Source organism: Bradyrhizobium sp. 199, from assembly GCF_023073355.1.
Classification (GTDB): Bacteria; Pseudomonadota; Alphaproteobacteria; order Rhizobiales; family Xanthobacteraceae; genus Bradyrhizobium.
This window is the reverse complement of the sequence record NZ_JADPJI010000002.1, coordinates 361,943-379,174: the sequence shown is the minus strand read 5'-3', so window position 1 is coordinate 379,174 and position 17,232 is coordinate 361,943. Positions and strand designations below refer to the sequence as shown.

Annotated in this window: 19 protein-coding genes; 11 read left to right on the top strand and 8 right to left on the bottom strand. The window is 64.2% G+C overall.

The annotated features are described in order from the left end of the window. Window positions 1-80: 80 nt before the first annotated feature. Window positions 81-623 (bottom strand): hypothetical protein, encoded by a 543-nt coding sequence (locus tag IVB28_RS01695; protein WP_247524334.1) that lies wholly within the window; start codon window positions 621-623, stop codon window positions 81-83. A 473-nt stretch (window positions 624-1,096) separates the two neighbouring features. Between IVB28_RS01695 and IVB28_RS01690 the strand changes: the two genes are divergently transcribed. Further along, window positions 1,097-1,372 (top strand): hypothetical protein, encoded by a 276-nt coding sequence (locus IVB28_RS01690; protein WP_346730706.1) that lies wholly within the window; start codon window positions 1,097-1,099, stop codon window positions 1,370-1,372. 99 nt (window positions 1,373-1,471) lie between these two features. On the opposite strand, the gene IVB28_RS01685 is transcribed toward IVB28_RS01690, so the two are convergent. From IVB28_RS01685 to IVB28_RS01655, 7 genes are all read right to left on the bottom strand, one after another. After that, on the bottom strand, window positions 1,472-2,185 hold the full coding sequence (locus IVB28_RS01685) for an ABC transporter ATP-binding protein (RefSeq protein ID WP_247524333.1): 714 nt from the start codon (window positions 2,183-2,185) through the stop codon (window positions 1,472-1,474). Next, entirely contained in the window at window positions 2,178-2,945 is a 768-nt protein-coding gene (locus IVB28_RS01680) for an ABC transporter ATP-binding protein (protein WP_247524332.1), read from the bottom strand. The genes IVB28_RS01685 and IVB28_RS01680 overlap by 8 nt, the downstream gene beginning before the upstream one ends. After that, window positions 2,938-3,882, bottom strand: a complete 945-nt coding sequence (locus IVB28_RS01675; protein WP_247524331.1) for a branched-chain amino acid ABC transporter permease — start codon at window positions 3,880-3,882, stop codon at window positions 2,938-2,940. Before IVB28_RS01675 ends, IVB28_RS01680 begins: the two co-directional genes overlap by 8 nt. Next, complete coding sequence (locus tag IVB28_RS01670; protein WP_247524330.1) at window positions 3,879-4,796, bottom strand: branched-chain amino acid ABC transporter permease; 918 nt, start codon at window positions 4,794-4,796, stop codon at window positions 3,879-3,881. The genes IVB28_RS01675 and IVB28_RS01670 overlap by 4 nt, the downstream gene beginning before the upstream one ends. 389 nt (window positions 4,797-5,185) lie before the next feature. Beyond that, a complete protein-coding gene (locus IVB28_RS01665; protein WP_247524329.1) occupies window positions 5,186-5,404 on the bottom strand; it encodes a hypothetical protein in 219 nt (72 codons plus the stop codon). 1 nt (window position 5,405) lies between these two features. Further along, entirely contained in the window at window positions 5,406-6,065 is a 660-nt protein-coding gene (locus tag IVB28_RS01660; RefSeq protein ID WP_247524328.1) for an acyl-homoserine-lactone synthase, read from the bottom strand. 86 nt (window positions 6,066-6,151) lie between these two features. Continuing rightward, window positions 6,152-6,889 (bottom strand): LuxR family transcriptional regulator, encoded by a 738-nt coding sequence (locus IVB28_RS01655; RefSeq protein ID WP_247524327.1) that lies wholly within the window; start codon window positions 6,887-6,889, stop codon window positions 6,152-6,154. Window positions 6,890-7,053: 164 nt separating this feature from the next. On the opposite strand from IVB28_RS01655, the gene IVB28_RS01650 reads away from it, so the two are divergent. The 10 genes from IVB28_RS01650 to IVB28_RS01605 all read left to right on the top strand — a co-directional run bounded on the left by IVB28_RS01650 (window position 7,054) and on the right by IVB28_RS01605 (window position 17,192). Beyond that, window positions 7,054-7,230 (top strand): hypothetical protein, encoded by a 177-nt coding sequence (locus IVB28_RS01650; protein WP_247524326.1) that lies wholly within the window; start codon window positions 7,054-7,056, stop codon window positions 7,228-7,230. A gap of 381 nt (window positions 7,231-7,611) precedes the next feature. Beyond that, complete coding sequence (locus IVB28_RS01645; protein WP_247524325.1) at window positions 7,612-8,598, top strand: LysR family transcriptional regulator; 987 nt, start codon at window positions 7,612-7,614, stop codon at window positions 8,596-8,598. Between the two features lie 144 nt (window positions 8,599-8,742). Then, window positions 8,743-9,621 (top strand): shikimate dehydrogenase, encoded by an 879-nt coding sequence (locus IVB28_RS01640; protein ID WP_247524324.1) that lies wholly within the window; start codon window positions 8,743-8,745, stop codon window positions 9,619-9,621. Window positions 9,622-9,676: 55 nt separating this feature from the next. Then, complete coding sequence (locus tag IVB28_RS01635; protein ID WP_247524323.1) at window positions 9,677-10,807, top strand: ABC transporter substrate-binding protein; 1,131 nt, start codon at window positions 9,677-9,679, stop codon at window positions 10,805-10,807. A gap of 102 nt (window positions 10,808-10,909) precedes the next feature. Further along, window positions 10,910-11,785 (top strand): branched-chain amino acid ABC transporter permease, encoded by an 876-nt coding sequence (locus IVB28_RS01630; protein WP_247524322.1) that lies wholly within the window; start codon window positions 10,910-10,912, stop codon window positions 11,783-11,785. Further along, window positions 11,782-12,780, top strand: a complete 999-nt coding sequence (locus tag IVB28_RS01625) for a branched-chain amino acid ABC transporter permease (RefSeq protein ID WP_247524321.1) — start codon at window positions 11,782-11,784, stop codon at window positions 12,778-12,780. The genes IVB28_RS01630 and IVB28_RS01625 overlap by 4 nt, the downstream gene beginning before the upstream one ends. Continuing rightward, a complete protein-coding gene (locus IVB28_RS01620) occupies window positions 12,777-13,520 on the top strand; it encodes an ABC transporter ATP-binding protein (protein WP_247524320.1) in 744 nt (247 codons plus the stop codon). The genes IVB28_RS01625 and IVB28_RS01620 overlap by 4 nt, the downstream gene beginning before the upstream one ends. 11 nt (window positions 13,521-13,531) lie before the next feature. Continuing rightward, on the top strand, window positions 13,532-14,269 hold the full coding sequence (locus IVB28_RS01615; RefSeq protein ID WP_247524319.1) for an ABC transporter ATP-binding protein: 738 nt from the start codon (window positions 13,532-13,534) through the stop codon (window positions 14,267-14,269). Next, window positions 14,266-15,324 carry a Gfo/Idh/MocA family oxidoreductase gene (locus IVB28_RS01610; protein ID WP_247524318.1) on the top strand — a complete coding sequence of 353 codons (1,059 nt, stop codon included), beginning with the start codon at window positions 14,266-14,268 and terminating at the stop codon, window positions 15,322-15,324. The genes IVB28_RS01615 and IVB28_RS01610 overlap by 4 nt, the downstream gene beginning before the upstream one ends. After that, the gene (locus IVB28_RS01605) at window positions 15,321-17,192 is read left to right on the top strand and encodes a sugar phosphate isomerase/epimerase and 4-hydroxyphenylpyruvate domain-containing protein (RefSeq protein ID WP_247524317.1); all 1,872 of its coding nucleotides are present in this window, start codon (window positions 15,321-15,323) and stop codon (window positions 17,190-17,192) included. The genes IVB28_RS01610 and IVB28_RS01605 overlap by 4 nt, the downstream gene beginning before the upstream one ends. Window positions 17,193-17,232 lie beyond the last annotated feature (40 nt).

Sequence of the window (17,232 nt, the reverse complement as noted above, 5' to 3'; positions counted from 1 at the left end):
TCTATGGCTGCATGAGACCATAGCTGCCTCTTCTTGACAATATCGATAGTTGGGTCGGCGGCGAGCGCCGGAAAAGAGAATCAGCCCAGTGGACGGAGAGCCTGCCGCCGCGACCGCAACTCGATGATCGCCGCGACGATCGCGTAGACAACGAATATTCCTATCGCGATCGGAGCGCCCTCGATGATTCTCCAGCCCAGGCTGACCACCTTGTGAGCCACACCGCCGACCTCGCCGCCGTAGACAATGCAATCGCCGACGCCTCCCTCGTTGGGGGAACATTTGGGGTTGACGAGATGGCTGATCGAGAGCATCGGGCCGAAATAGGGGACGAATGCGCAGATGAGACTGACCGCTAACGCCAGCAGCAATCGGATCCAGAGCCGAGACCATCCCAGCGCGATCAGCCAGCAGCAGCAGGCCAGCCACAATGCCGCGAGTCCGTCGCCAAAGCGGGAGCCGACCAGCAAGCCCGCCTCCAGCGCATGACGGATTATTTCCGCGGCGGACGACCCGATAGGACAGCCGGTATCACTGCCAGGCTGGCATCCTGAGACGGCCGCAAAGAGAGACGTGAGCAGGATCGCCAATTCCGGCACAAAGGGGAGCAGAACGAATACCAACAGGATCGCTCTCCAGCGCCGACGATGAGAATTTCCGTCAGGTTGCAGTGTCATTGCTGCGCGGGCGACAGTCCCCAAATGATCTTCCGCGAAGATCCCCGCCCTTACTACCTCTGATACAGGCTGGCGGCAACGAGCATCGTTGACTCGCAAGACAGTCCGAGGGTGCCGCAGAAACCAATATCTCACACGTCCGTGAGACGACTTCGCGGGGTCCTGTTCCGATGAAACGTCGGCCCGCCCGACGAAGCCATTTTCCGAGCGTCGCGAAGAGCGCCGGAAAGGCATGGGGCCTAGATTATCGCACACTGATCAACAACGGAGTTCGGTCATGTGGGATCAATTGTTCAGCCTGATCTATCGCCTATCCTGCAGGGCGACCCTGATGGCAATCGGCAAGCAGCGCCTAGGCCGTTAAATCACTGCCGGGTGCGATTTTGGTGAGGCGAGTTGACCAGATAACGGGGACTTTCATGCGCAGACTGATTCTGATCGGCGCGATGGCGCTGCTCGCAACCGAGGCCCTTGCCGGCGGATCACGTAGCCTGAGCCTGGCTGCAAGCCCTGCGAACCAGCAGCCAGCCGACAAGTGCAGCAGTCACACCGCCGTCGGCGCAAGCTCCGGCGGCAACGCCTTCAACGGCTCTCCACACGGCGACTACCACTCCAACGGCTGCTCCGGCCGCAATGGCTCCGAGCCCCACAGCGCCCGTGCAATCCACAGTTGCTCCCGCGACCAGGGCGACTGAGCCCGCGAAGCCCAAGCGCCGCCCCTCGCTCGAGTCCCGCGTGGTCCGCGAACTGGACCGGCACGGGATTTATTGGTGAGAGCGCACGGCCCTCCTGCGTCAGATGCCCAGATATTTGTGCTGGAGTTCCGGCTCCGCCATCAGCTCGTCAGAGGTGCCGCTCCACACCGTCCTGCCGCGCTCGATGATGGTGTGGCGATCGCAGATGCGGGCGAGGTGGTCGACGTTCTTGTCGACGACCAGGATCGACTGTCCCCGGCTCTTGAGCAGGGACAGGCAGTTCCAGATCTCTTCGCGGATCAGCGGCGCGAGGCCCTCGGTGGCTTCATCCAGAATCAGCAGCTTCGGGTTGGTCATCAGCGCGCGGCCGATCGCGAGCATCTGCTGCTCGCCGCCGGAGAGCTGGTTGCCCATGTTGGCGGCGCGTTCAGCGAGCCGCGGAAACAGCACGTAGATCGCGGCCAGCGTCCAGGGATTGGGGCTGCCGAAACGGTCGGCCGCGGCCGCGACCAGATTTTCGCGCACGGTGAGGTTGGGGAAGATCTGACGTCCCTCGGGCACCAGGCCGACGCCGAGTTTTGCAATTCTGTAGGATGGAAGCTGCCGCACCTCGGCGCCCGCGAACCGAATGCTGCCGGCGCGCGCCGGCGTCAGGCCCATGATCGAGCGGATGGTGGTGGTCTTGCCCATGCCGTTGCGGCCCATCAAGGAGACCATCTCGCCCGGCTTGATCGACAGCGACAGGCCGAACAGCACCTGGGACAGGCCGTAGCAGGTCTCGATGCCGTCGACGTCGAGCAGCGTGTCAGCCATGATGCGTCACCACATGCTGATCGCCGAGATAGGCGCGTTTGACGTCTTCGTTGGCTCGGATCGCGGCCGGAACGCCGGAGGCGATGACGCGGCCATAGACCAGCACCGAGATTCGGTCGGCAAGCGCGAACACCGCCGGCATGTCGTGCTCGACCAGCACGATCGAGACTTCCTTGCGCAGCTCCTGGAGTAGCTTCACCATTCCCTGCGATTCGGTGACGCCAAGACCGGCCATAGGCTCGTCGAGCAGCAGCAATTTCGGCTTGCTCGCGAGCGCAACCGCAAGCTCGATCTGGCGTCGCTCGCCATGGCTGAGCTTCGACACCAGAACATCGGCGCGGTGAGCCAGCCCGACCCGATCGAGCGCGGCATGCGCGGCATCGCGTAGACCCTTTTCCTTGCGCGCATTGGCGAAGAAGCGGAAGGAGGTGCCGGCATGGGCCTGCGCCGCCAGCGCGACGTTGTCCGCGGCGGTGAAGTCGAGCAGCAGCGAAGTGATCTGGAACGAACGCGCAAGCCCCAACGCGCAGCGCCGATAGGCCGGCAAATAAGTGATGTCCCGCCCGGCCAGCAAGACGCTGCCGGAATGCGGCTCGAGATGCCCGGTGAGCTGGCTGATCAACGTGGTCTTGCCGGCCCCGTTCGGGCCGATGATGGCATGCAGCTCGCCGCTTGCGACGTCGAGCGAGACGTTGTCGGTTGCGATGATGCCGCCGAAGCGCCGCACCAGCTTTTCGACGCGGAGCAGGGGTTCAGCCACGGCCAGCCCTCCCCAGCATGCCCATGATGCCGCCGCGGCCGAACAGCACGATCAGCAGCAGCAGCGGCCCCATGATCAGCGCCCAATATTCGGTGATCTGCGACAGGAACTCTTCCAGCAGCAGAAACACCACTGCACCCATGACGGGGCCGAACAGCGTACCCATGCCGCCCAGGATCACCATCACCATGAGGTCGCCCGAGCGCGTCCAGTACATCATGGCCGGGCTGACGAAATCGGTATTGTTGGCGAGCAGTGCGCCGGCAAGCCCGCACATGGTGCCGGAGATGACGAAGCAGACCAGCTGGTAACGCTTGGCGGGGAAGCCGATCGCCTGCATGCGCTGCTCGTTGGAGCGCAGGCCCTGCACGACGAGGCCGAAGCGCGAATTGACGATGCGCCAGATCAGGAAGATGACACCGAACAAGCAGGCGAGGCAGAGATAATAGAACTGCGTGCGGTTGCCCAAATCGATCAGCCCGGAGAAGTCGCTGCGCTTGTAGACAGTGAGGCCGTCGTCGCCGCCGTAGCGCGCCAGGCCCGAGGCGACGTAATAGGCCATCTGGGCGAAGGCCAGCGTGATCATGATGAAATAGACGCCGCGGGTGCGTAAGCTCAGCGCACCGATCACGAGGCCGTAGATCGCGGACGCCGCGAGCGCGACCGGAAACTGGATGAAGCCGCTCCCAATGCCTTCCTGCGCCAGCATACCCACGGCGTAGCCGCCGATGCCGAGATAGGCCGCGTGGCCAAAGCTCATCATGCCGCCAAAGCCCATGATGAGGTTGAGGCTCGCGGCCGCCAGCGCCAGGATGACGATGCGGGTGAGCAGCGTCAGGATGAAGATGTTGCCGGACAGCTGCGAGTAGAGCGGCAGCAGCACGAGGCCCGCCAGCATCAGGGCCGTGACGGCCTTGCTCACCGTGAAAGCCTTCATCGACGATTGGCCGGAAACAGCCCCTCCGGCCGCACCACCAGCACGATCGCCATCAGGAGGTAGATCAGCATGGACGATAGCGCGGGCGCGGCGGTAGAGGCGGCGGCGCCGCTCAGCACCTGCCGCAGCAAATTGGGCAGGAAGGCGCGGCCGAGCGTGTCGATCATGCCGACGAAGATCGCGGCGAGGAACGCGCCGCGGATCGAGCCGATGCCGCCGATCACGATGATGACGAAGGCGAGGATCAGGATGTTCTCGCCCATGCCGATCTGCACGGTGAGGATCGGCGCCTGCATCAGCCCGGCAAGGCCGGCGAGCGCGGCACCCAGGCCAAACACCAGCGTGTAGAGCAGCTTGATGTTGATGCCGAGCGCGCCGATCATCTCGCGGTTGGAGGCGCCGGCCCGGATCAGCATGCCGATGCGGGTGCGCATCACGCCGAGATAGAGCAGCAGTGCCACCAGCAACGCGACGGCGATGATGGCGAGCCGATAGGCGGGATAGTGGATGCCGGGCAGGATCGGCACCGGCACGGTGAGCCAGGCCGGCAGCGGCAGCGCGAGGCCCGCCGGGCCCCAGATCAGCCGCACCGCTTCGTTGAAGAACAGGATCAGACCGAACGTCGCGAGCACGTGGTCGAGATGGTCGCGGCCATAGAGATGCCGGAGCGCGCTCATCTCGAGCACGATGCCGAGCACCAGCGTGGCGCCGAGCGCCAACAGCGCGCCGAGCAGGAAGCTGCCGGTCCAGGCCGCAAAGGTCGCGGCGAAATAGGCGCCCATCATGTAGAGCGAGCCATGCGCGAGGTTGACGAAATCCATGATCCCGAACACCAGCGTCAGGCCGGCGGCGAGCAGGAACAGCAGCAGGCCGAACTGCAAACCGTTCAGGAACTGTTCGACAACGAGCAGCATCAAGTCTCTTTCAGGCGCACGCGGTGTCGCGCCGATGTTCGAACACAGTCGCCATCAGTGAAAGAGCTCCCCCTGCCTGTTCAAGGCGGAAAAATGGGTAATGGCAGTATCGTTCCGAGGCAAGAGCGATTCGACATCAAACATGCACTTTGTTGCATGCCGGTGCATGCGACCCGACACTCGTCTCGCGATGCAAGAAAACTGCCGTGCAGCATGGGGCAACCTGCCGCACCCAAAAGAACACCCTCTCTCGGGCCGGAGAGAGGGTGCGACGTTCGTCGGAATATGAGCGTCTAAAGCATGATCCGGAAAAGTGCGCAGCGGTTTTCCGAAAAGATCATGCTTAAACAACAATCTAAAGCGCGATGGCGATTCATCCAAATCGCGCTTTAGTGCGACGTCAGTTGCCGGGGAAGGTCATCCGGTTCGGCGAGCACGCTGTCGGCGGTCGAGGCCTCCAGCGCCGCCATCCGGAACAGAAAGGCGAGCGTCGCCAGTCCAGTGTCTTCCGCCATCTGCGCCAGCTCGAGGGCCATGTCGGACATGTAGCCGAGATTCTCGTCCCTGGTCTGCGCCATGATCTGGCTGTCCCGCATCATGTTCGACATCTCAGGCGCTCTTTCGTTGTGCGGCAGCAACGCCGCAGAGGTTGGCACGGGCAAAGCAATCGATCCGCGGGCCGTCCTGCTGGACGACACTCGTCATTCCGATACGGTCACGCACGACGTCGAGCGACTCCTGACGGATCTCGATCGTTGCCGCCATGGTCCAGGAATTCTCCACCAGCGCGGGCAATCCCAGCGGTGTCACGACGAATCCGATGTCGTGGAAGCGCGGCAGCCACCAAGTCTCCATGACAAGACAAAGCCGCTCGATGCCCTGGTCGAGACAGAATTCCTGCGCACTCGCCATCAGTTGCAGATTGAACGCGCCGTCGCGGCGCTCGCGCGAGACGAAGAAGCGCGACCACTCCCACACCAGCGGGTTCGCGGGGCAACCCCGTACCGTGGCGAGATACGGGAAGACCTCGCTCATCATCGTCGGCCCGGTGGTCGGATACAGGCGCGAGCCGCCGAGCACCCGGCGGTTCTCGAGAGCCAGCAGGTAGACTGCGTGCTCATTGTCGTAGGTATCGATCTCGCGGCCATCGGGCTTGCGCAGCGCCTCCCATTTCCGCTCCTCGACGAAAATCTCGTGACGAACCCGAAAATGCTGTTCGAGGACGTCCTCGTACAGGTGCCGATTGACGGCGGAAATAACATGAATCATGAACTCCCCCATGGCTCGAAATGAGGGGGAGCCTCAGCGAAAAAGACAAACCCGACTATTGGGAAATTTCCCAATAGGCGAGGATTTCAGGGATTGATGATTCTGTGGCGGATCGCGATCGCGACCGCATGCGTCCGGTTGACTGCGCCGAGCTTGCGTGCGGCGGCTGCAAGATGCTCTTCCGCCGTGCGTTGCGTGATGTGCAGGATCTCGCCGATCTCCCACGCCGACTTGCCTTGCGAGGCCCAGGCGATCACCTCGCGCTCGCGGGGGGTGAGGCGCGTCGACGGATGCGGCGCCGGATCGAGCAGACGGCGAATGTGGTCGAAGCCGTACATCCCGATCAGGTGCAGCGCCGGTTTGCTGCGCGCATTGAGGTCCAGATGGACGCCAGCGAGCGAGACGCCGGCCTCGTAGCCGGTCAAGCCGTGGATCGGCACGACGAAGCCGCGCGACATGCGAAAATCGGCGGCGCGGCGCATGACCTCCACCGCACCCGGCTCCAGTTCCGGATCGTACGGCGCTTCCGACCATTCGAACGGGTTCACCGTCTGCCGGCATTTGCGGATCACGGGGTCGACACGGTCGTAGCTCTTTTGGGTGTAGAGGCTGAACCATTCCGCCGGCCACTTCTTCGCGAGCACCATCTGGGAAAAGCGCTGCTCGGGATTGGGCAGGCCCGTCACGATGATATGTTCAAAACCGTACCGGCCGAACGCGGTTGCAAGCGCGTCCATGGCGTCCGGAACCTTGGTGTAGGCTCCAAGCCCTTCGATGAAGTCGAGCGCCTCCCGGCCATAGTCAACGGCATCTGCGGCGGACATCGGTGCGTTTCCTGACCCTCGCCTTTCATATAGCACGTATTCGGGAGCTGCCTCAAATGCGCCGCGGCCGTAGTTCCCGGTACTCATCTGCTCTGAAGATTTAAACTACTTGTGGCAGAATAGAGGTCAAGTTACACCTGAACGATCCGCAGCGGGAAACCGAAATGGAAGACGAGGACATTGCCCTCAACAGCGTGCTCGGCCTGGAATTGAACCGCGTGTTTTTTGCAGTCCACGAAACGGCAAACAAGCAGAAGATCATCGAGTTCGCGCGCGAAGTGCTGCAAAGCGAGCGTGAGCCGTTGGCCGACAGCGTCTCGCCCGAGGGCCCGGCGAGCTGAAGCGCGGTTGCGGCGTTGCGCGCTCTGCGACGCCCTTCCATTCGACCGCGCCGATTTTAGTCGAAACAATCTGACCGTGACCTTCCCTTCTCCCGCTTCCGGAACGGGAAGCTTGAGGGCATCGGCTGCACCCGCGTGCCCCGGACGCAGCGCAGCGTCGCTTCGACGCTGCGCTGCAGAGCCGGCGCCCATCCATCCGCAACGTCCTCTCCGGCTTTCTGGATCGCGGCTCTGCGCCGCAACGCCAGACGCGTTGCAGCGCGTCCGGAGCACGAGAGAGGCTTGCCGGCTCCGTCCACATTATCGGACACTTGCCGCTGGATGACATCACGGCTCTCGTGAGATGATCGCCGCCATGATCGTCTTTCGGACGCAAAGAACATGATGACGCTACGCCAGGTTGAAGTGATCCGCGCGGTGATGGTGACGGGCACCATCGGCGGTGCGGCGAAGCTGCTCAACGTCTCGGCGCCGGGGATCAGCCGCCTCGTCAAATACACCGAGCGCTCGCTCGGCATCCGCTTTTTCCAGCGTCAGAACGGGCGTTACTTCCCGACCCCGGAAGCGGAGAACATCTTCGAGCAGATCAACGGCGTCTACAAGAAGGTCGACGATCTCTCCGAGATCATCTCCAAGATCGGCCGTGGCGGGTTGTCCGAACTGCGGATCGGCTCGGTGCCCAGCATCTCGCAGGTGATGGTGCCGCGCGCGATCGAGCGCGTCCGGCGCCGCTATCCCGATCTCGGCATCGACATCAACATCCTCAAGCTCGAGGAGGCCATCGATTATCTCATGCTCGGCCGCGGCGAGTGCGTGGCGATGAGTTACCGGCTGGAGCACTCCGCGCTCGACTTCATGCCGCTCGCCTCGGGCGAGCTTTACTGCATCGTGCCGCCCGGCCACGAGCTCGCCGGCCGCAAGCAGGTCTCGGCCGCCGAGATCACCCGCTATCCGTTGATCGGCATCGATCCCAACGATCCCTACGGCCGGATCATGGCCGAGATCTTCGCGCGCAACCGGCTCGACTACAACATCACCATCCGCGCGCGCTTCGGCACCACGGTCTGCGCGCTGGTGAAAGCCGGGCTCGGTATCGCCATCATCGACCAGTTCACCGTGGCTCATGGCGGCTATCCCGGGATCGAGCTGTTGAAGATCGCCGAGCCGACGCGGTTCGACACCTACATTGCGGCCAAGCGCGGCGCGCCGCTGTCGCTTCATGCTGAGTATTTCATCGAGTCGCTGCGCGCCGAGATGCGCGCGGTCGAGCCGTCCCGCGGCAACGGCAAAGCCGTGCCGGGCGGCAACGGCAAAGCCGCGTCGGGCGGCAACGGCAAGGCCGTGCCGGGGCGCGGCCGAAAGAAATAACATGATGTTAGGTTTGCCGGATAAAAGGGTAATTGTGTTAGGCGGCGGAAGGGCTATCGTCGCAGTTGGAAGCCCCCTTGGAATTGCGCGGATTTCCCCGCTAATGATCGGGACCGAACGCTCCCAACGAGACGATAGCGAACCATGTCGAAGCGCGGATACGCCGCCAGCAAGAAGCTCCTCACCGGCCTGATCGGCGCGCCGATCGCCCATTCCGCGTCACCTGCCATGCACGAGCGCGCCGCCGAGGCGCTTGGCCTGCGCGGCCACTACCAGCTCATCGAAGTCGCCGGCGCCGACGCGGCCGGGCTGCGCATGATGCTCGAGGGCGTGCGGCGCCTCGGCTTTGCCGGCGTCAACGTCACTTACCCCTACAAGGAAGCGGTGGTCCCGCTGCTCGACGCGCTGGCGCCGGGCGCTGCCGCCATGGGTGCGGTCAACACCGTCGTCGTCAGGGACGGTCTGCTGACCGGCCATAACACCGACACGACCGGCTTTGCGCGCGCGGTGGCGCCGCTGCTGGCGCCCGCGGGCAACGCAGTGGCCGTAATCGGCGCCGGCGGTGTCGGCAAGGCGATCGCCTTTGCGCTGGCGAGCCTCGGCGTGACCGACATCCGCATCTTCGACAACGAGCCCGCGCGCGCCGAGAAGCTGGCGGGCCTGCTCGTCCCGCGCGGCGGCGCCCGCGTTGCCGCCAGCATCGAGGAGGCGCTGCAAGGCGCAACCGGCCTCGTCAACGGCACCCCGGTCGGCATGCTGCCGAACCGAGACACCCCTGTGCCGGCGGTGCTGCTCAGGCCTGACTTATGGGTCGCCGACGCCGTCTATTCCCCGCTGATCACGCCGCTGCTTGCCGCAGCGCGCGAGAAAGCCGCTCGGATCATGACCGGCCGCGAGCTCGCAATCTACCAGGCCGCGGACGCCTTCGAACTGTTCACCGGCCTTGCCCCATCGACGGAAGTCATGGGAGAGGTTTTTGATGCCGTGATGGCGGCGCGCAGCGCCGCCTATCAGACAGCTTGAGACGAAGCGGCCGGTACAAGGCCGCTTGCAAAATTTGAAACGTGAGGAGACGACGATGAAATCAACGCTACTGATGGGCGCGCTGCTCGCCGCCGTGACGGCAACGAGCGCCCTTGCCCAGGCGATCAAGCTAGCCGATGTCGCCGAGCTCTCGGGTGGCGGCGCCACCGTGGGCACCAATTGGAAGAACGGCATCGACCTCGCGATCGAGGAGATCAACGCCAAGGGCGGCGTGCTCGGGCGCAAGCTCGAGGTCACCCATGCCGACTCGCAGTCCAACCCAGGCGTGGCCCGCGCCCAGGTCCAGAAGGCGCTCGACGCCGAGCCTTATGTGCTGCTGGGGCCCGGCTATTCCGGCTCGGTGAAGGTCACAGCCCCACTCGCAGCCGAAGCCGGCATCGCGCAGATCATGGGCGGCGAAGCCGCCGAGCTGACGCAGGCCGGAAACAAGTTTTTGTTCCGGACCTCGTTCGGTCAGCAATCCTCGATGCCGAAAGTCGCAAAGTACATCCACGACGAGATGAAGGCGAAGACGGTCGCGGTGGTGTGGGTCAACAACGACTTCGGCCGTGGCGGGCGCGATGTGGTGGTGAAGGAGCTCGACCGGCTCGGCTCCAAGGTGGTCGCCGATCTCTCCACCGAAGCGGGCCAGGCCGATTTCGCCGCGGACGTCGGCAAGATCAAGGCTGCCAATCCCGATGCCGTCTTCGTCTACCTGAACGAGGAAGAGAGCGCGCGCATCCTGAAAGAATTGAAGCGCCAGGGCGTCACCGCACCGCTGATGGGCGAGACCACGCTGATCGGCCAGAAGGTGATCGAGCTCGCAGGCGACGCCGCCAACGGCGCGCGCGGCCATGTCGGCCTCACCACCGACGCGCCGGTCGATCTGATCAAGGCGTTCCGCGAGAAGTTTTCCAAGAAGTACAATTACGTCCCCGACCATAATGGGTTGAAGGGCTATCTCGCCGTCTACATGGTGAAGGCCACCACCGAGAAGATGGGCAAGGTGGATCCGAAGAAGTTCGCCGACACGCTGCACGGCCTCACCATCAAGGCCGCGGAGGAGCCGGGCATTCTGATGGATGTCACCTTCAGCGACACCGGCGACATCGACCGCCAGAGCTTTCTGGTCGAGGTGGTCGAAGGCAAGCAGGTGGTGAAGCAGGTGCTGCCGAAAGTGAACTGAGGTCTCTCCTTCTCCCTCGCCCCGCCCTTCGCGGGGAGAGGGAGAGATGGAGCTGAGTTCGTGTCGACTCGATCATCGGGCTCTAACGATAAAAGAGAACCCATGTCCAATCTGTTCGATCTAGTGATCGCGGGGCTTGCCACCGGCGCGATCTATGCGCTGGTCGCAGTCGGCTTCACGCTGCTGTGGCAGACCTCGCAGACCATCAATTTCGCGCAAGGCGAGTTCGTGATGCTGCCGGCGTTCCTGATGCTGGCGGCGATGCATGCCGGCGCGCCGTTTTGGCTCGCAATCATCCTCGGCATCCTCTTGTCGATGATCCTGCTCGGCCTTGCCTTCAAACTGCTGCTGGTCGACCCGATGATGCGGCACGGCGTGCTACCGCTCGCGATTGCGACCATGGCGCTGGCGATCGGCCTCAAAGAGGCCGTGAAGCAGTTCTTCAGCGCGGAAGCCTCGCCATTCCCGTCGATCGTGCCGACGGGTGACATCTCCATTCTCGGCTATTCCGTTTCGCTGCAAAGTATCGGCGTGCTCGTCCTCGCCATCCTTGCCGTGGGCAGCCTGACCATGCTGCTCAACCGCACCTCGCTCGGCCACCAGATGCAGGCAGCGGCGCAAAACCCGACAGTGGCGCGCATCATCGGCGTCCCGGTCGAGCGCATGATCCTGCTGACGTTCCTGATCAACGCCTTCCTGGTGGCGCTGGCCTCGCTGCTGATCACGCCGATCTATCTCGCGAAGTTCTCATCCGGCGAGGTGCTGGGCCAAGCCGCCTTCATCGCCGCGATCGTGGGCGGCTTCAACCAAGTGCGCGGCGCGATCGTCGGCGGTCTGTTGATCGGCGTGCTCGACAATCTCGCGGCCGCCTATGTCTCGACGCAGTACCGCGCCGCCGTGCCGATGATCTTCCTGATCGTCGTCATCCTGTTCCGGCCGCAGGGCTTGCTGGGCCGCGCCGAGGAGCGCACCGTATGAGCGGCTTTGCCAAACCCCTGAAGATCGCGCTCGGCCTCGCCGCCATCGCCGCGCTGATCATCGTTCCCATGAACTTCAACCGCTATGGACTGTTCATCCTGAGCCAATGGGCCGTGATGAGCATCGCCGCGATGGGGCTGAATCTCACGCTCGGCTATGCCGGCCAGGTCTCGCTGGCGCAGGGCGCGTTCGTCGGCATCGGCGCTTATGCGGCGGCGATCATGACCACGCATGGCTGGCCACTGCCAGCGGCGATCCTGGTCGCGATCGCCTTGAGCTTCGCGGTAGGCTGGGTGCTCGGCTATCCCGCGCTGCGCGTGCAGCACCACTACCTCGCTTTCGTTACGCTCGCCTTCTCGACATTGGCCTTCCTGGTGTTTCGCAACGAAAGCTGGCTCACCGGCGGCATCTACGGCATCTCCAACATCCCACGCCCGCACATCCTGGGGTTCGCGACCAACAAGCCGCTGCCGTTCTACTATGTCTGCCTCGGCTCGCTCGCGGTCGTGTCGCTGGCGGTGTGGTGGCTGATCCGCTCGCCCTGGGGCCGCGCCTTCATGGCGCTACGCGAAAATCCGTTGCGCGCGCAATCGCTCGGCATCGACACGCGCCGCTACACGCTGATGGCGTTCGCGATTGGCTCTGCGCTCGGCGGCGTCGCTGGCGCGCTCTACGCGCCGCTGACGCAATATATCGATCCGGTGCCGTTCAACCTGTCGCTCTCGCTCGACCTTCTGATGATGGTGATCGTCGGCGGCGCAGGCTTCTATTTCGGCCCGTTCTTAGGGGCGATGATCGCGGTGCTGCTGCCGGAATGGCTGCGCTTCACCGAAGGCTATTATCTGATGCTGTACGCGGCCGCGGTGATGGTGCTGCTGATCTGGTCGCCGACCGGCATTTTGGGGATCCTCGATCGTTATCTCGCCGAACGCCGCACCAAGGCGGCCTCGGCGCTGCACGCCGTCGCAAAATCCCGCCTGGAGACGGCGCAATGAGTGCGGTCCTCGAGGTCACCGACATCAAGAAGAACTTTGGCGGCATCAGCGCCGTCGACGGCGTTTCCTTCGACGTACGCGAGGGCGAGATCCTCGGCCTGATCGGACCGAACGGCTGCGGCAAGTCGACCCTGTTCAACTGCATCCTCGGCCAGCTCACGCCGTCAGGCGGCGAGGTCAAGCTCGACGGCAAGCTCGTCACCGGCTTGCGTCCCGCCGAGCTCAACAAGCTCGGCGTCAGCCGCACCTTCCAGCTGCTGCAGGTGTTCCCAAAACTCTCGGTGCGCGAGAATTTGATTCTCGCTGGACAGGAGCACCAGGGCAACATGGCCTCGCGCCTCGTCGGCCGCTCCGATGCCGGACTGACCGACGCCGCCGACCAGATGATCGGCTTCTTCAAGCTCGACCATCTCGCGGACGAGCCGGCGGGTGGCCTCTCCTATGGCCAACAGAAGCTGCTCGATGCCGCCATGGCCTTCATGGGCGGACCGCGCCTCGTGCTGCTCGACGAGCCGGCAGGCGGCGTCAACCCATCGATGCTGGCGGACCTCAAGGAGCGCCTGGTCGCGATTAATCGCGAGAAGAATGCCACCTTCGTCGTGATCGAGCACAACATGGAGTTCGTGATGTCGCTGTGCTCGCGCGTGATGGTGATGGCGGAAGGCAAGGTGCTGGCGATGGGACGGCCGGACGAAGTGCGCAAGAACCCCGCCGTGATCGAAGCCTATCTCGGGCACTAGGAGAGCGATTCATGAGCGACCCGATCCTCTCGGTTCACAATCTCGTCGGCGGCTACGGCAAGATGACGATCCTGAACGGCACGAATTTCGCCGTGCCGCGGGCGACCATCACCACCATCATCGGCCCGAACGGCGCCGGCAAGTCCACCGTGTTCAAGGCGATCTTCGGCCTGTTGAAGTTGCGCGAGGGCAAGGTCAGCTTTGCCGGCCGTGACGTCACCAATAAGAGCCAGCGCGCGCTGCTCAACGCCGGCATCTGCTACGTGCCGCAGGGCCGCAACATCTTTCCGGAACTGTCGGTGCACCACAATATCGAGCTCGGCGGCGTCGCCGCCGGGAAGGGCCTCGACCTGCCCGGACGGATCGAAGCGGCACTCGACCTCTTCCCGGCACTGCGGCGCAAATCGACCCAGCAGGCCTCGACGCTCTCGGGCGGCGAGCAGAAGCAGCTCGAGATCGCCCGCTCGCTGCTGCTCGAGCCAAAGCTGGTGCTGATCGACGAACCTTCGATCGGTCTGTCGCCGCTGATGGTGCAGCAGACCTTCGACATCCTCAAGAGCTTGCGCGACCGCGGCGTCACCATCCTGATGATCGAGCAGAACGCGCGGTCGGCGCTGGAAATCTCCGACATCGGCATCGTGCTCGAGCTCGGCCAGACCCGCATGGTCGACGACGCCAAGCGCATCCTGAACGATCCGCGGATTGGGCAATTGTTCTTGGGCGGCGCCATGGAGGAGAGTGCGGCATGAACGCGAAAATGCGCATCGCCGTTGCCGGCGCCGGCCTGATCGGCCGCCGCCATGTCGAACTGATCGAAGCATCGACGGATTGCGTGCTCGCCGGCATCGCCGATCCCTCACCCGCCGCGAGAGACTACGCACGAGCTCGCAACTTAGCCAGTTATGCAGACCACCGCGCGCTGCTCGCACAAGAAAAGCCCGACGGCCTCGTCATCGCCTCGCCCAACACGTTACACCTGCCGATGGCGCTCGACTGCATTAAGGCGGGCGTGCCGGCCTTGATCGAGAAGCCGGTGACCGAGACGGTTGCCACCGCGCAGCGCCTGTGCGCCGCGGTGAAACACAGCGGCGTGCCGATGCTGGTCGGCCATCACCGGCGGCACAATCCGATCATCAAGGCGGCGCGCGAGACCGTGGCGGCCGGCAAGCTCGGCCAGCTCACCGCAGTGGCCGGACTCTGGCTGCTGAAGAAGCCTGACGATTATTTCGAGGTCGCTTGGCGGCGCGAGCAGGGTGGCGGTCCGCTGCTGATCAATCTCATCCACGACATTGACAATCTCCGCTTCATCTGCGGCGAGATCGTCGAGGTCCAGGCGCTGACCTCGAACAAGGCGCGCGGCTTCGTGGTCGAGGACACCGCCGCCCTGCTGCTGCGCTTCGCCAATGGCGCACTCGGAACCGTCACGGTGTCGGATGCGACGCCGGCGCCGTGGAGCTGGGAACTCACTTCGGGCGAGAACGCTGTCTATCCCAGGCAGGACCAGCCCTGTTACGTCTTCGCCGGCACCAACGGCTCGCTGTCGGTGCCGGCCATGGAGCTGTGGTCGTATCTGCAGAATCCCGGCTGGCATGCCCCGCTGGTGCGCGATCCCGTCGCAGTCTCGGCTTACGATCCGCTCGCCGAGCAGCTTCGTCACTTCCTCGCCGTGATCGCTGGTCGCGAGCGGCCGCTGATCACGGCCGAGGATGCGATGGGCACGCTCGCCGTCGTCGAAGCCGTCAGCGAAGCCGCGCGCACGGGCCAAAAGGTGTCACCCGGGCGGATCATGGAGCAGGCAGCATGAACAAACGCTCGATCGCAACGGTTTCCCTCTCCGGCGCCCTCGACGAAAAGCTCCGCGCCATCGCGGCCGCGGGCTTCGACGCGGTCGAGATTTTCGAGAACGATCTGCTGTCGTTCGGCGCAAGCCCGCGCCAGGTGGCGCAGCTCTGCAAGGACCTCAATCTCGAGATCTGTGCGTTTCAGCCGTTCCGCGATTTTGAAGGCATGCCGGAGCCGCAGCGTTCGCGCAACTTTGCGCGCGCCGAGCGGAAGTTCGACCTGATGCAGGAGCTCGGCACCGATCTGCTGCTGATCTGCTCGAACGTGTCCCCCAGCTCGCTCGGCGGCATCGACCGCGCCGCGAATGATTTTCGCGAGCTTGGCGAACGCGCGGCCAAGCGCTCCTTGCGCGTTGGCTACGAGGCGTTGGCCTGGGGACGCCACGTCAACGACTATCGCGACGCCTGGGAAATCGTGCGGCGCGCCGATCACCCCGCGATCGGCGTCATCCTCGACAGCTTTCACGCGCTGGCCCCCGGCTTTCCGGTTCGCGCGATGGCCTCGATCCCTGGCGACAAGATCTTTCTGGTGCAGCTTGCGGACGCGCCGAAGCTCGAGCTCGACATCCTGTCCTGGAGTCGGCACTTCCGGTCCTTCCCCGGCCAGGGCGATCTGCCGGTCGGCGAGTTCATGGCGGCGGTCGCGGCGACCGGCTATGCCGGGCCGCTGTCGCTGGAGATCTTCAACGATCAGTTCCGCGCCGGCTCGGCCGCGCAGACTGCGGTGGACGGCCTGCGCTCGCTGATCCTGCTGGAGGACCAGCTGGCGCCGGACTGGCCGAGATTCGCCGCCGAGCCGCTGGCGCCGAAGGCGAAGAGCCGCGGCACCGGGTTCATCGAATTTGCGGTGAACGAGACCAAGGCCGGCGAGCTCGCCGGCCTCTTCGCGCAGCTCGGCTTCCGCAAGACCGGCGCGCATCGCAGCAAGGCGGTGGAGCGCTGGTCGCAGGGCAAGGTCGAGCTCGTCATCAACAGCGAGACCGACGGGTTTGCCCATTCCCACTATGTCACGCACGGCCCCGGCGTTTGCGCTATTGCGCTCGATGTCGACAATGCGGGCCTTGCCATGCAGCGTGCGGAGACGCTGAAGACGCGGACCTTTTATCAGCCGGTCGGGCCGGGCGAGCTTGAAATCCCGGCGATCCACGGTGTCGGCGGCAGCCTGCTCTATTTCCTCGATCAGGCGGGCAAGAACTGGGACACGGATTTCGAGCCGGTTGCGAGTGACGCCAGTGCGGACGCGCTGCTCGCGGTCGATCACATCGCGCAATCGATGCCCTATGACGAGATGCTGTCCTGGCTGCTGTTCTACACCGGCATCCTCGACCTCAAGCGGCTGCCGCAGATGGAGATCGCCGACCCCAGAGGTCTGGTGCAGAGCCAGGCCATCATCAACGCCGACCAGAGCCTGCGCTTCGTGCTCAACGGCTCATCCGCCAACCGCACGCTGCCGGCCCGTTTCATCTCGGAATTCTTCGGCTCAGGCGTGCAGCATGTCGCCTTCACATGCCGGGACATTTTTGCGGCGGTCGCGGAGATGCGCAGGCACGGCGCGGATTTCCTGGATATCCCTGATAATTACTACGACGACCTCGAAGCCAAATACGACCTCGCCCCCGAGCTGATGGCGCAGCTGCGCGCCAACCACATTCTCTACGATCGCGAAGGCGACGGCGAGTTCTTCCAGGTCTACACCCACATCTTCGACGAGCGCTTCTTCTTCGAGATCGTCGAGCGGCGGGACTATCGCGGCTTTGGCGCGGCCAATGCCGGGATCAGGCTGGCGGCGCAAGCCCGCGAGGTGCGCCCCGCGAGCATGCCGAGGGTGTAGATTCTCTCCGCGCCGTCATTGCGAGGAGCCCTTGCGACGA